Origin of the sequence: Georgenia wangjunii (genome assembly GCF_036421975.1) — a bacterium.
Taxonomy (GTDB): domain Bacteria; phylum Actinomycetota; class Actinomycetes; order Actinomycetales; family Actinomycetaceae; genus Georgenia_A; species Georgenia_A wangjunii.
Map to the genome: position 1 here is coordinate 118,174 of NZ_JAZGON010000006.1, position 12,545 is coordinate 130,718.

The 12,545-nt window shown below is 73.8% G+C and carries 13 protein-coding genes and 2 pseudogenes; 7 read left to right on the forward strand and 8 right to left on the reverse strand.

The features are described 5' to 3' along the window. A pseudogene (locus V2J63_RS15865) lies at window positions 1–265 on the forward strand (hypothetical protein); the annotation flags it as partial. Here V2J63_RS15865 and V2J63_RS10680 read toward each other — a convergent pair. Continuing rightward, a complete protein-coding gene (locus V2J63_RS10680) occupies window positions 259–1,614 on the reverse strand; it encodes an adenylate/guanylate cyclase domain-containing protein (RefSeq protein WP_331231017.1) in 1,356 nt (451 codons plus the stop codon). The pseudogene V2J63_RS15865 and the gene V2J63_RS10680 sit on opposite strands and share 7 nt — an antisense overlap. A gap of 116 nt (window positions 1,615–1,730) precedes the next feature. Here V2J63_RS10680 and V2J63_RS10685 point away from each other — a divergent pair, with 116 nt between their 5' ends. The 4 genes and pseudogenes from V2J63_RS10685 to V2J63_RS10700 all read left to right on the forward strand — a co-directional run bounded on the left by V2J63_RS10685 (window position 1,731) and on the right by V2J63_RS10700 (window position 4,157). Beyond that, window positions 1,731–2,297, forward strand: a complete 567-nt coding sequence (locus V2J63_RS10685) for a dihydrofolate reductase family protein (protein WP_331231018.1) — start codon at window positions 1,731–1,733, stop codon at window positions 2,295–2,297. A 12-nt stretch (window positions 2,298–2,309) separates the two neighbouring features. Further along, window positions 2,310–2,950, forward strand: a pseudogene (locus V2J63_RS15870) (dihydrofolate reductase family protein). A 205-nt stretch (window positions 2,951–3,155) separates the two neighbouring features. Beyond that, window positions 3,156–3,875, forward strand: a complete 720-nt coding sequence (locus V2J63_RS10695; protein WP_331231020.1) for a class I SAM-dependent methyltransferase — start codon at window positions 3,156–3,158, stop codon at window positions 3,873–3,875. A 138-nt stretch (window positions 3,876–4,013) separates the two neighbouring features. After that, entirely contained in the window at window positions 4,014–4,157 is a 144-nt protein-coding gene (locus V2J63_RS10700; protein ID WP_331231021.1) for a hypothetical protein, read from the forward strand. 112 nt (window positions 4,158–4,269) lie between these two features. Here V2J63_RS10700 and V2J63_RS10705 read toward each other — a convergent pair whose 3' ends face one another. Both V2J63_RS10705 and V2J63_RS10710 read right to left on the reverse strand, forming a co-directional pair. Beyond that, window positions 4,270–4,464, reverse strand: a complete 195-nt coding sequence (locus tag V2J63_RS10705; protein ID WP_331231022.1) for a hypothetical protein — start codon at window positions 4,462–4,464, stop codon at window positions 4,270–4,272. Between the two features lie 57 nt (window positions 4,465–4,521). Beyond that, window positions 4,522–5,304: an alpha/beta hydrolase gene (locus V2J63_RS10710; RefSeq protein ID WP_331231023.1), complete on the reverse strand. Its 783-nt coding sequence runs from the start codon at window positions 5,302–5,304 to the stop codon at window positions 4,522–4,524. A 405-nt stretch (window positions 5,305–5,709) separates the two neighbouring features. Here V2J63_RS10710 and V2J63_RS10715 point away from each other — a divergent pair, with 405 nt between their 5' ends. After that, window positions 5,710–6,495, forward strand: a complete 786-nt coding sequence (locus tag V2J63_RS10715) for a hypothetical protein (RefSeq protein WP_331231024.1) — start codon at window positions 5,710–5,712, stop codon at window positions 6,493–6,495. Window positions 6,496–6,643: 148 nt separating this feature from the next. On the opposite strand, the gene V2J63_RS10720 is transcribed toward V2J63_RS10715, so the two are convergent. From V2J63_RS10720 to proC, 4 genes are all read right to left on the reverse strand, one after another. Further along, entirely contained in the window at window positions 6,644–7,474 is an 831-nt protein-coding gene (locus V2J63_RS10720; protein WP_331231025.1) for an ABC transporter ATP-binding protein, read from the reverse strand. Next, complete coding sequence (locus V2J63_RS10725) at window positions 7,471–8,547, reverse strand: putative F420-0 ABC transporter permease subunit (protein ID WP_434056315.1); 1,077 nt, start codon at window positions 8,545–8,547, stop codon at window positions 7,471–7,473. The genes V2J63_RS10720 and V2J63_RS10725 overlap by 4 nt, the downstream gene beginning before the upstream one ends. After that, window positions 8,544–9,629 (reverse strand): putative F420-0 ABC transporter substrate-binding protein, encoded by a 1,086-nt coding sequence (locus V2J63_RS10730; protein ID WP_331231026.1) that lies wholly within the window; start codon window positions 9,627–9,629, stop codon window positions 8,544–8,546. Before V2J63_RS10730 ends, V2J63_RS10725 begins: the two co-directional genes overlap by 4 nt. 137 nt (window positions 9,630–9,766) lie before the next feature. Continuing rightward, window positions 9,767–10,588, reverse strand: coding sequence for a pyrroline-5-carboxylate reductase (proC, locus tag V2J63_RS10735; protein WP_331231027.1), 822 nt, complete (start codon window positions 10,586–10,588; stop codon window positions 9,767–9,769). Window positions 10,589–10,777: 189 nt separating this feature from the next. On the opposite strand from proC, the gene V2J63_RS10740 reads away from it, so the two are divergent. After that, window positions 10,778–11,545, forward strand: a complete 768-nt coding sequence (locus V2J63_RS10740; protein ID WP_331231028.1) for an SDR family oxidoreductase — start codon at window positions 10,778–10,780, stop codon at window positions 11,543–11,545. An 88-nt stretch (window positions 11,546–11,633) separates the two neighbouring features. Here V2J63_RS10740 and V2J63_RS10745 read toward each other — a convergent pair whose 3' ends face one another. Next, on the reverse strand, window positions 11,634–12,248 hold the full coding sequence (locus tag V2J63_RS10745; protein WP_331231029.1) for a PepSY domain-containing protein: 615 nt from the start codon (window positions 12,246–12,248) through the stop codon (window positions 11,634–11,636). Between the last annotated feature and the right edge of the window lie 297 nt (window positions 12,249–12,545).

Below are 12,545 nucleotides of genomic sequence, written 5' to 3' on the forward strand. Positions count from 1 at the left end.
GTGCACCGTAGCCCGGGAGCCCAGCGGGATCACCAACCCGAGCAGGCCGCGTTGGTGCAGCCTCTCGGCAAGCCGATCTCCGACTGCCACGCCCTCTGCGTGCCGACCGCCCCAGTGGGGGCACCGGATACCCACCATCGACGAGGAGCGGTGGGTCCCGTGGGTTCGCGCAGCCGACGTGCTCCTGGTCGACGGCGGTGACGCGACGTACCTCTGCCACTGGATACGAGAGACCGGGATGGCCGGCGTGCGCGCCGCTCACCCTTTCTCGTCCCGGTCCGTGAGCGCGACGAGACGCCAACGGCCGGGCACCCCGGCCAGGTCCGCGTCCCCGAGCTCCGCGAACGTGGCGCGCGTGCCGACGACCAGGTCGGCGACGGTGCCCGATGCACGGATCTCGCCCGGGCCCGCGCCCGCGGCCACGCGTGCGGCGACGTGCACCCCGAGACCGCGGACGCCGGTGCCGGAGCGGACCACCTCGGCGGTGTGCAGGCCGGCGCGGATGGTCAGCCCGCCGGCGGCGAGCCGGTCCCGCGCCTCGCGCGCGCATGCCAGGGCACGGCTCGGGAGTGCGAAGACGGCGAGGAACCCGTCACCCGCCGTGTCGACCTCGGTGCCGCCGTGCCGCGCGAGGGCCCCGCGCACCTCACGGTGATGGAAGTCGAGCAGCTCGCTCCACCGATGGTCACCGAGCTCAGCGGCGCGCGAGGTGGACCCGACGACGTCGGTGACGAGCATGGTGAGGACGGCCCGGTCCGAGTCGGCGCCGGTCCGGGTGCCGGTGAGGAACTCCTCGACCTCGTCCAGGAGCGCGTCGGTGTCGCCGAAGAAGGCGGCGAGGTCCGCTCCGGGGAGCTCCACGAGGCGCCCATCGGGTAGGTCACGGACGAGGCGACGCACAGCCGCGCCCGGCACCAGGGTGTTGCCTGATCGGTGCAGCACGAGCGTCGGCGCGGTGACGGCCGGCAGGAGGGCCCGCACGTCGAGGTCGAGCAGCGTCCGAAGCACGCCCGCCGCCATGTTCGGGGTCGCTGACATCCGCTCCCAGCGTCGCCACCAGGCGGCGATGCGCGGGTCGTCTGCGACGCTCGGGGCGATGCCGGGCAGGAGGGCTCCGGTGCCCCATGCGCCCTGCTCGACAGCAGCCGCGAGGTCCTCGACGACGGCGGGGTCCAACCCCTCCGGATGGCCCGCCCGCGGAACCGTCGTGGCCATCGCCTCGCCGAGCACGAGCGCCTCCACCCGTGCCGGGTGACGCGCCGCGAGCGCGAGCGCCCCCGCGGCCTTGTCGAGCCAGCCGACGAGCACGGCGCGCGTGCTGCCGACAGCGTCGAGCACCGCGACGAGGTCGTCGACGAGGTCGTCGAGCGCCGCCGGGCGGGCAGGACGGTCGGAGAGGCCCGTGCCGCGGGCGTCGTGCAGGACGAGACGCCCGAGCGACTGGAGGCGACGCAAGAAGTGCACCGTCTCAGGCAGCTCCCACAACAGCTCGAGGTGGGAGACCCACCCGATGCCAACCACGATGTCCCGCTCGCCCTCGCCCACCACCTGATAGGCGATGTCGACGTCACCGGACCTGGCGAAGCGGGTCTCGGGGGCGCCGAGGCTCGTCATGGCAGCAGCCTGCCACCGCGACGTGCCCGTGTCTGCCGTCTTCCCCCGGCACCGATGCTCTTGTCGGCGCCAGCGCGACGCTGGCACGCTGTGAGCCCGTCTATGAGGAGCCATCCATGGGCAAGCTGATCTACGCGGCCAACATCTCGCTCGACGGCTACCTCGAGGACGAGGCCGGCTCCTTCGACTGGTCCGTGCCTGACGATGCCGTGCACGCGTTCTGGAACGAGCACGAACGGCACATCGGCACGTCGCTCTACGGCCGCCGCATGTACGAGACCATGCGCGTCTGGGAGGACGACGAGTGGTTGACGACCGAACCCGCCGTCGTCCGCGAGTACGCGGGGATCTGGCGCGACGCCCACAAGGTGGTCTACTCCTCGACGCTCGACGAGGTGACGACGGCGCGGACTCGGATCGAGCGGCGGTTCGAGCCCGACGCGGTGCGACAGCTCAAGGAGGAGTCCGCCGCCGACCTGAGCATCGGCGGCGCGACCATCGGGGCCGAGGCGTTCCGCCACGGGCTGGTCGACGAGTGCGTCCTGCTCCTGTACCCCGTGCTCGTCGGCGGCGGAAAGCCGGCGCTGCCGCAGGGCGTTCGGCTCGATCTCGAGCTGCTGGACCACGGCCGGTTCTCCAGCGGAGTGATCTACGTGCGCCACGCGGTCCGGGACGCGACCTGACGGAGCGAGCACATGACACGGACCCGCATCCACAACCTCTCGATCTCGCTGGACGGATTCGCCACAGGCGCGGGCCAGGCGCCCGACGCACCCATGGGCCATGCCGGCAGCCGCCTGCACGAGTGGATGATCGCCACCCGTTTCGGCGCCCCCGTCCTGGGACGTGAGGGCGGCACCGCCGGCATCGACGACGCGTTCGCCCAGCAGCACGAGCCGGGCATCGGCGCCGAGATCATGGGCGCGGGCAAGTTCGGCCCCCGGGTTGGCAGGACGACGACGACTGGCGCGGGTGGTGGGGCCCGAACCCGCCGTTCCACTCGCCGACCTTCGTGCTCACCCATCGCCCGCGGTCGCCGATCGAGATGGAAGCCAGGACGACGTTCCACTTCCTCGACGCCTCGCCCGCCGAGGCGCTCGAGGTCGCGTGTGAGGCCGCATCCGGCCAGGACGTGCGCATCGGTGGGGGACCGACCGTCGCTCGCGACTTCATCGCGGCAGGGCTCGTCGACCACGTGCACCTCGTCCAGGTGCCGATCGTCCTCGGCCGGGGCGTGCGGCTGTGGGACGGCCTCGAGGCGCTGGAGGAGCACTACGACGTCGAGGCCGTCTCCACCCCCAGTGGCGTCACCCACCTGACGTTCACGAGGTCGTAACGGCGCGGACCCTGTGCCGTCGTCGGCTCGGAGACGCCGGTCAGCGCGCCGTGCTCGGCCGGTTGACCGGGGCGAGGTCGCGGCGAGCGCGACGCGCTCTCAGTGCGGCACGAGTGCGTGCTCGCGCCGCCCGGACCGCGTGCGGGTTTGTCCCACCCGCATCGCCCCGATAGGAACAACCCATGCTTCCTGCGAGAACGAGCTCATGGTGACGTCCAGCGACTACGACAGCTTCGCGAGCGCCTACTCGGCGGACAACGAGTCCAACCTCTTCAACGCGTACTACGAGCGCCCTGAGATGCTCCGGCTCCTCGGCGACGTCTCGGGGCGCCGGATCCTCGACGCGGGGTGTGGTGCCGGGCCGTTGTCGGCTGCGATCCGCGCCAAGGGCGCCGTCATCACGGCCTTCGACACGAGCGCAGCCATGGTCGACCTGGCACGCGAGAGGCTGGGCGAGGACACTGACGTGCGCGTAGCCGACCTGGGCGAGCCGCTGCCGTTCGCCGACGCCGAGTTCGATGACGTCGTCGCCTCTCTCGTCCTGCACTACCTTGAGGACTGGGCCGGTCCGCTCGCCGAGCTGCGACGGGTGCTGGAGCCGGGTGGTCGTCTCATCCTCGCGGTGAACCACCCGACCTCTTACGCGATCGAGTACGCGGCGCAGCGTTCCGTGTACCCGGAGGCCGACTACTTCGCGGTCACCAGGTACTCCGAGGACTACACCTTCGACGGACAGCGTGCGGTCCTGACCTTCTGGCACCGACCACTGCACGCCATGACAGATGCCTTCGCCGCGGCGGGCTTTCGCATCGCGACGGTGAGCGAACCGCCTCCCGCCCCGGACACCCCGCCGGAGCTGCTCCCACCCGACTTCGAGGGCCGGTCGTTCCTGTGCTTCCTCTTCTTCGTCCTCGAAGCCGTCTGAGGTCGAACCCTGCGGCAGCCCAGTGACGCGCATCGGTCAGGCGGCATGTCCGGACGCTCTTGGTACGCGTCTACAGCAGCCGGGAAGCGAGGCGCGCGACCGTCGCCCGTCATGAACCCGTGCGGGAGGATGAGTGGCATGGACGAGCACGACCACATCGCCTCACTTCGACCCTCACGGATACGTGAGGTCCAAGCAGGTGCCCTCTCGTGGGCTCAGGTCGACATCATCGACATCGAGTCTGGCGAGGGCGAGGCCGTGCGAGCAGGGCTGGAGCTCTAGAACGACGCAGCCTCGACGAAGCCATCACGCGCCTCCGGAAACACGACAGCGAGCTGACCATGTGGCAGCTCTACCGCCCCTGAGCGCGCGGCGCTCAAGCCCCACGCGCAAGTCAGCTGTCGAGAGTGCCCGGGTGCGGCGCAGCGTCGGTGGACATGCGTGCAGTGTCCCGGGCGGCCTGCTTCCGGTACTGGTCAGCTCCCAGGATGCCGTCCCGCACACCGGCACGGACCGCCCGGTACAACACGTATCCGACGACCAGCAGTGCCACGACGTAGATCAACACGGTGACGAGCAGGATCTCCATGCCAGCTATCGTCGCAGAGAGCACTGCGCCAGGGCCGTAGCGGCTGCGTGCCAGGCGTCAAGCACGCAGGTGCTCGGCGAGGAACGCGACCGCGGACCGGAGGGCGGGCACGGGGTCGGCGCCGGCGAAGCAGTGCTCGCCACCCGGCACGAGCTCGAGGCGCACCGGTGCACCGACGTGCTGCAGGGCGGCGGCCAGGCGCTCGCTGTGCGCGGGAGGGACGAGGGTGTCTGCGGCGCCGTGCAGCAGGAGCATCGGCGGCGCGGCGGGGTGCACGTGCCCGACCGGTGACGCCGCCCGGGCGACGTCGGCCATCTCCGCGACGGGCCGGCCCAGGAGGAGGTCCTCGGGTGAGGGGCCCTCCCACGACTCCTCCTCGGTGCCGTCGGAAGCGTCCGTTCCGAAGGCGAGGAGGTCGGTCACCGCGTACATCGGCACCGCAGCTGCGACGGCGCTGCTCGGCCCCACGACGCTGCGGTCCGTCGGAGCGACCGGGGTGTCGCCGGTGAGTGCGACGAGGGCCGCGAGGTGGCCGCCGGCGGACTCACCGGCGGCCCCGATGCGGTCGGGGTCGATGCCCAGCGCGCCGGCGTGGTGACGGAGGAAGCGGATCGCCGCTTGAGCGTCCGCGAGCTGCGCGGGATAGCGTGCCTCACCGGAGAGCCGGTAGTCGATCGTCGCGACCGCCAACCCGGATGCGACCAGCAGCCGGAACCAGTGGTCGTCGTGCGGCCAGTTGCCCGGCGGGAAGCGTCGGTCGCCCTCCCACCATGCACCGCCGTGGATCCAGACGACGCACGGCGCAGGACGGCCTGCATCGGCGGGCAGGTGCACGTCCATCAGGAGCGGTCGGAAGCCGAGCGGCCGGGCATAGGTGACCGCGTCATAGACCAGGCGGTCGTCGACGGCGCGTGGAACTGGGAGATCCGGGAGCTCAGGGACATCGGTCGGAGCAGGAGGAGGCGCCGACGCGGTCGCTGGCTGCTGCTGGTTCGTCGTTGTCATTCTGCGCTCCTTCGTCGGCAGCACCAACGAAAGCACAACCCGCGCGACCGTGCGGCCGACCACGCAGGACGAGAGCGTGGACGTGCATGGCAGGGAGGTCACCGAGCCCCTGGTGCCAGCAATGGATCTGCTGAACCGAGCGAGTGTCGTCTCGAGCGCCTCTTGCCTGGCGCGGTCTGCCGTGGCGAGAAGGGTCGGTGCCAGTGACGGCCTTCGAGGGGCCCCCGCTAGTGTCCTGGCATGCGTTTGCTCGCGCGCTACGTGATCAGCGCACTCGCCGCCGTAGGAGCGGCCGCTCTCGTCGGCTGCTCCTCGCCCGCGTCGCTCGGCGAGGAGTACGCGAGGAGCTCCATCGACAACCTGCTCGCGCCGACGGTCTTCCACTCGCACGCCTACGACGTCGTGCAGTTCGCCGAGCGCGTCCAGGCGGCTACCGAGGGCAGCGGGATCGTCATGCTCGGCGTTGAGGAGGTGGACGCCGACATGCACGTGGCCGGCGAGGCGATCGGCTGGATCACCTTGGGCCTCACCGTCCCCGACACGCGAGCACCGCGAGGGTACTGGGACGCACCGGCCGAGCAGGACCCGGGTCCCCACTGCTTCCGGGTCGCGTTCGACAACTGGGGCGTGGATGGCGTCCGCGGCGTGGACTGTCCCGACGAGCTCGTGGCCGTACCCGCACCGCCGTCTCAGCGTCCCCGGGTCGCCGTCAACGCCGAGGAGGCTGTGCGGTCGGCGCTGAGCGCCCTGCCCGACGACCTGCCGCCAGAGGCCGACGTCGTCGCGGCCGTGACGGCGCTGCTGGAGCCGCACCCGAACGGCGTCACGCCGCTCGCAGAGGTCACGGCGAGCATCGAGGGCCGGACGGTCGCGGTCGCCACCGGCGACGACGACGACTGCGTCCTCGTGGCGCGCTCCGAGACCGGCGAGGTGCACGACGTGTACGTTCCGTCGATCTACCTCAAGCCCGGCGAGCTCGGCTGCAGGGCCAGCACGGCGTTCGCAGATCTGCGGCCGCCGCACTGACCGCCTCCTCGGTGCCTCCGAGAGCGCGCCGCGAATGCGGCGTGGACAGTGCGCCGATCGAAAGAGCCCTGACGTCGGCATGTCCGTGCGTCTCGCCTCGGTGGCCACCTGCCGGGGCGCGTCCGCTCGCGGTCGGGCGCGGCCCGGTTCATACCGGGTCGAAGAGGAGCAGGTCCCGCCCGCCCGCGTGCACCCGGCGGGCACGCACCCCGTAGACCCGGCTGACGAGCGCCTCGCTCAGGACCTCGGCGGGCGGCCCGGCAGCGGTCACCCGGCCGGCGTCGAGGACGACGACGTGGTCGCAGTACCGCAGGGCGTGGTTGAGGTCGTGCAGCGCGGCGAGCACGGTGACGCCGTCGTCCGCGAGCTCGCGGGCGAGGCCGAGCACGGCGAGCTGGGCGCCGACGTCGAGGTGGTTCGTCGGCTCGTCGAGCATGAGCAGGTGCGGCACCTGGGCGATGGCTCGCGCGAGGTGGACGCGCTGGCGCTCGCCGCCCGAGAGCGTGGCGAAGTCGCGTCCGGCGAGGTCGGCCGCCCCTGTCCGGGCGAGGGCTGCCTCCGCGACGGCGAGGTCGGCGGGGGAGTCGGCGCCCCAGCGCGCGCGGTGCGGCACCCGGCCGAGGAGGACGACGTCGCGCGCGTGCAGGTGGACCTCGGCGGTCGAGTCCTGCTCGACGAGCGCCACCAGGCGGGCCCGCTCCCGCGCCGGCATCGCGGTGAGGTCGGCGCCGTCGAGCCGGAGCATCCCCGCAGTGGGGGTGAGCGCGCCCGCGACGAGGCGCAGAAGGGTCGACTTCCCCGAGCCGTTCGGGCCGACGACGGCGCTCACCGCCCCCGCCGGAACGGTGGCGTCGACGCCGTCGAGGATCGTCACGCCCCCGACGGCGAACGTGAGGCCGTCGACGGCGAGAGTGGGCGCGCCGTCGTCGCCGCGGGCACCCGCCCGAGCCGCCTCGAGCGGCTCGCGCCGGCCGCTCACGTCGTGCTCCGGCGCAGGAGGAGGGCGAAGGCGGGCGCACCGATGGCGGCGGTGAGGATCCCGACGGGCAGCTCGCGCGGCTCGGCGATGCTCCGGGCCGCGGTGTCCGCGGCGAGGAGGAACGCCGCGCCGCCGAGCGCGGCGAGGGGGAGGAGGCGGTGGTGGCGCGCCCCGACGAGGAGCCGCACGGCGTGGGGCAGGACGAGCCCGACGAACCCGATGGCGCCGGAGACGCTGACGAGCGCGCCCGTGAGGAGCGCGACGGCGGTGAGCAGCAGCCAGCGCGTACGGCGGACGTCGATGCCGAGGGAGGCCGCCGAGACGTCGCCGAACGTGAAGGCGTCGAGCGTGCGGCCCTGGGCGGTGAGGAAGACCCCGACGACGGCGAGTGCTCCGACGGCGATGGCGGCGTCGGCCCATGTCGCCCCACCGAGGGAGCCGAGGAGCCAGGCGAGGATCTCGCGGTAGGAGTCGCCCGTGGCCGAGGAGAAGATGACGAAGCTGACGAGCGCGGAGCACGCCTGCGCGACAGCGACACCGGCGAGGATCGTCCGCACGGGGGAGAGCCCGCCGCCGCGCGCCGTCGCCAGGGCCAGGGTGAGGACGAGCGCGGCGAGCGCCCCGGCGAACGCGGCGACCGGCAGGATGACCGAGACGCCGAGGACGAGCACGGCCACGGCGCCGAGGGAGGCGCCGGAGGAGATGCCGAGCAGGTAGGGGTCGGCGAGCGGGTTGCGCGTGAGCGCCTGCATGACGCCACCGCACACGGCGAGGCCAGCGCCGACGGCCGCGGCGGTCACCGCGCGGGGCGCGCGCCCGTCCCAGACGATCGCCTGCTCGATCGTCGTCAGGGGCTCCGCGGCGCACCACCCCGCGCCGGCCGTGCCGCCGAGCGCCGTGCACACGCGGTGCCATGCCGAGGTCCACACGCCACCCGCGGCGATGTCCGCCTGCCCCAGTGTCAGCGCCCACGTCAGACCGGCGAGGAGCAGCGCGGCGAGGACGAGCGCGGCGAGGCCGACGGAGCCCCGGCGTCGGACCGCCGCCGGCGCGGGCTCCTGCCCGTCCCTCACGCCGGGGGAGCGCCGTCGAGCGCGGCGAGCTGGGCCGCGAGGTCGGTCGCTGCGGGGACGTTGCGCACCCCGGCCTCGGTCGCCGGGAAGTCGACGACGACGTAGCGCTCCTCGCGCACGGCGGGCAGCACGGCGGTGACGGGGTTGGACTCGAGGATCTCGATCTTGTGCTCGGCGGTGTTCCACGCGGAGTCGACGAGGACGATGACGTCGGGGTCGCGGTCGGCGACCGCCTCCCACGCGAGCGACGTCCACGTGTCGGCGACGTCGGCCGCGATGTTCTCGAGCCCGACGGCCTCCATGAGCATCTGCGGTGCCCCGGTGCCGGCGCCGACGTACGGGATGTCCGAGCCCGAGGAGTACCAGAGCGCAGTGCGGCCGGCGCCGGACGGCTCGAGCGCGGCGAGCTCGGCGCGCTGCGCGGCGACGAGCGCCGCGGCGGCGTCCTCGGCCCCGAGGACGGCCCCGGCCTGGGTGATCTCCGCGAAGACGGCGTCGAACGTGAGCCGGTCGGGCTTGTGCGCCGCACCCTTGCACGCCGAGGGGGAGACGAGGGTCGAGATGCCGAGGTCCTCGTAGCGGGACCGCTCCCCGGCGGCGTCGGCGGAGAGGTTCGACTCCCAGCCCGCGTAGACGAGGTCCGGGGCGAGCGCGAGCACCGCCTCGGAGGAGGGGTTCTTCTCGGCGAGCACCGGCACGTCCGCGGCCGGGGCGGGGAGGTCGGCGGGGACCTCGCCGTCGGGGTACGCGGTGGCGACGAGCCTGTCGCCCGCGCCGAGCGCGAGGACCATCTCCGTCGCCGAGGACTTGATGGTGACGATGCGCTCCGGGGGAGCCACGAGCGTCGTCTCCACCCCGCACGTCGAGACGGTGAGGGGGAAGGCGGCCGTGCTCGGCGTGGCCGAGCCCGAGGCGCCGGGAGCGGCCGAGGCCGCATCGCCAGGCGTGGCTGAAGCCGAGGCCGTCCCGCCGTCGGCGTCCGTCCCGGCGGCACGAGGATCGCCACCATCAGCGGGGCCGCAGGCGGCGAGGGCGAGGGCGAGCACGGCGAGGGAGCCGGCGGTGAGGGGGCGGCGCGGCATGAGGTCTCCAGGGCAGTCGGTGGAAGCAGACTGCGCAGACACAGCGCCGCGCGCGGATCGGCGGCCCCAGTCCAGGCCCGCGCACCCGGCGTACGCCGGGGATCCGCAGCGATCCTACGCCGGGTCTCGGCGCGAGCTCAGCGGGCGCCGAGCTCGCGGTCGCGGTCGATCGTCGCCTGGACGCCGCGGACGACGGCGGGGCCGAACCCGGCCTCGTCCATGGCGACGGTTCCGGCGACCGTCGTCCCGCCCGGGGAGCTGACCATGTCGACCAGGTCCGCCGGGGTGAGGCCGTCCTCGGCCCGCTCGAGGACCATCCGGGCGCTGCCGAGGAGGGTCTGCGCGGCGATGCGCGTCGCGAGGGCCTTGGGCATCCCGTTCTTGACGGCGCCGCGGGCGAGGGCGTCGATGAACGCGAACGCGAAGGCCGGGGCCGAACCGGCGATGGCCGTGTACGTGGAGAAGTCGGCCTCGGCGAGGACGACGGCGTCGCCGACGGCGGCGAAGAGCGCCCGCACGCGCTCGACGTCGTCGGCGCTCGTGGCGGCGTTCCCGCACACGGCGGCCATGCCGGCGCCGATCATCGCGTTGACGTTCGGCATGACGCGCACGACGGGCAGGTCCGCGCCGTCGGGGAGCATGCCCGCGAGGGCGGCGAGGCTCGTCCCGGCCGCGATGGAGACGAGCAGCGGGCGGCGCGCGACGAGTGCCCCGCCGAGCTCGGCGAGGACGCCCGGGATGACCTGGGGCTTGACGGCGAGGACGACGACGTCGCTCGCGGCGACGAGATCGGCGGCCGAGGCGGGGACGCGGGCGCCCGTCGCGTCCGCGAGGGCGGCGGAGGCCTCGGGCCGGGCGTCGACGACGAGGACGTCGTCGCCGGCGACGACGCCCGCCGCCGTGATCCCGCGGACGATCGCGCCCGCCATGTTCCCTGCACCGATGAATCCGACCCGCATACCAGCTCCTCGTTCGTCTCCGGCGCCGCGCCGGGCCGTCGCGCCAGTATCGCGGCGCGGGCGCCACCGGCGCCACAACCGGCCACGCATGCCTCCACGCGTGCGGGCACCAGGCGGTCCGGGTGCGCGCTGCCGTCCTCGCCACGGCACCTCGCGCGGTACGCCCGGGCGGTGCGGCAGGATCGGCGCATGAGCGCCACGACTACCGCCCCCACCCGCCGCGTCCTCGTCACCGGCGCCTCGACCGGCATCGGCGCCGCGACGGTGCGCCGGCTGCGCGCCGCCGGCTGGGACGTCCTCGCGACCGCCCGGCGCACCGAGCGGCTCGAGGCGCTCGCGGCCGAGACCGGCTGCTCGTGGTTCGCCGCCGACCTCACCGCTCCCGACGACGTCGCCGCGCTCGTCGCCCACGTCCGAGCCACGGGGGGCGTGCAGAGCCTCGTCAACAACGCCGGCGGGGCGATCGGCGCCGACAGCGTCGAGGACGGGGACCCGGCCGACTGGCTGGCGATGTACGAGATGAACGTCCTCGCCACGCTCCGGCTCACGCAGGCCCTCCTGCCGGACCTGCGCGCCACCGGCGCCGGGGACGTCCTCCTCGTCACGTCCACGGCCGCGCTCGACACCTACCCGGGCGGGGGCGGCTACGTCGCGGCCAAGCACGCCGAGCGGGTCATCGCCCAGACACTGCGCCTCGAGCTCGTCGGCCAGCCGGTCCGCGTCATCGAGATCGCGCCGGGGATGGTGCGCACGGAGGAGTTCGCGCTCAACCGTCTCGGCGACCCCGAGGCCGCCGCCCGGGTGTACGCAGGTGTCGCGGAGCCCCTCGTCGCCGAGGACGTCGCCGAGGCGATCGGCTGGGCGCTCGAACGCCCGCACCACGTCAACGTCGACTCCATGGTCATCCGCCCGCGCGCCCAGGCCGCGAACCACCTCGTCGCCCGCGACGAAGCCTGAGGCGCCGCGGCCGGCACCTCTGCATGATCACGGGAGGTGGGTCGGGACGGGAGCGGGGGCGGAGGGGGCCGCCCCGGCGGTTAGCGGGTCAGAGGACCTCGCCGGTGGCGGCGTCGATGAGGACGTCGATGTCGGCGCCGTCGCTCGTGCGGACCTCGACCTCCCACACGACCGTGCCGCGCTCCTCGTCGAGGGTGATCTCGGTGATGGCCCCCGAGACCTCGCTCAGGGCGTTGAAGCCCGCCTCGGCCGCCGCCACCGACGCCGCGTCGAGGCGCGTGCGGTCCTCGTCGTCGAGCTCGTCCTCGCGCTCGTGGTCGATGAGCGTCGTGCCGTCGAGGCTGACGCGGACCTCGTGCTCGACGCCGTCGGCGGCGATCTGCACCTCCCAGCGACCGCCGTCGTCGTCGGAGCGGTCGAGCTCGAACGCCCGGGCGTTCTCGACCGCCGTCTCGGCCGTGCTGAGCGCGGTGAGTCCTGCGTCGTCGGCGGCGAACGCGTCGGGTGAGGCGCTGGAGCCGGGGGACAGGCTCGGCTGGTCCGGCGCGAGGTCGGTGACGGTCTCCGACGGGCTCGCCGCCGGAGACCCGGTGGACTCGATCCCGGGCTCCTCCGTCTGGTCGGACCCGCCGTCGCCGCCGCAACCGGCGAGGGCACCGGCGACGAGGGTGAGGGCTGCAGCGGTGGGGAGGAGGCGTCTCATACGCCCTGCCTACCACCGGCACCAGGCAGCCGCACCCGCGCGGGACCGGTCCCCGCGGGCATGCGCCCGCTACCCGGGGGGCAGCCGCCGGCGCGTCGAGACGGCCCGCCAGCCGCCTCGTGGGTGCGAGCGGGGTCCGGCTAGACTGGGCCCACAGGCACTGACCCGGCCATCACCGGTGAGCCGCTGGAAGAACGGGGCGCGAGCCCTCAGTAGAACCGGCCGGTCGCGGACCGTCATCCCGCACGAGAGTGGCCCCGGGCCGTGGCGTCAGCCGCGGACCCGACGGCAAGCGAG

Bases quoted from the DNA above. Each gene is read 5' to 3' on its own strand.
- V2J63_RS10680 (WP_331231017.1), bottom strand. From the start codon at position 1,614: ATGACGAGCCTCGGCGCCCCCGAGACCCGCTTCGCCAGGTCCGGTGAC.
- V2J63_RS10685 (WP_331231018.1), top strand. From the start codon at position 1,731: ATGGGCAAGCTGATCTACGCGGCCAACATCTCGCTCGACGGCTACCTC.
- V2J63_RS10695 (WP_331231020.1), top strand. From the start codon at position 3,156: ATGGTGACGTCCAGCGACTACGACAGCTTCGCGAGCGCCTACTCGGCG.
- V2J63_RS10700 (WP_331231021.1), top strand. From the start codon at position 4,014: ATGGACGAGCACGACCACATCGCCTCACTTCGACCCTCACGGATACGT.
- V2J63_RS10705 (WP_331231022.1), bottom strand. From the start codon at position 4,464: ATGGAGATCCTGCTCGTCACCGTGTTGATCTACGTCGTGGCACTGCTG.
- V2J63_RS10710 (WP_331231023.1), bottom strand. From the start codon at position 5,304: ATGGACGTGCACCTGCCCGCCGATGCAGGCCGTCCTGCGCCGTGCGTC.
- V2J63_RS10715 (WP_331231024.1), top strand. From the start codon at position 5,710: ATGCGTTTGCTCGCGCGCTACGTGATCAGCGCACTCGCCGCCGTAGGA.
- V2J63_RS10730 (WP_331231026.1), bottom strand. From the start codon at position 9,629: ATGCCGCGCCGCCCCCTCACCGCCGGCTCCCTCGCCGTGCTCGCCCTC.
- proC (WP_331231027.1), bottom strand. From the start codon at position 10,588: ATGCGGGTCGGATTCATCGGTGCAGGGAACATGGCGGGCGCGATCGTC.
- V2J63_RS10740 (WP_331231028.1), top strand. From the start codon at position 10,778: ATGAGCGCCACGACTACCGCCCCCACCCGCCGCGTCCTCGTCACCGGC.
- V2J63_RS10745 (WP_331231029.1), bottom strand. From the start codon at position 12,248: ATGAGACGCCTCCTCCCCACCGCTGCAGCCCTCACCCTCGTCGCCGGT.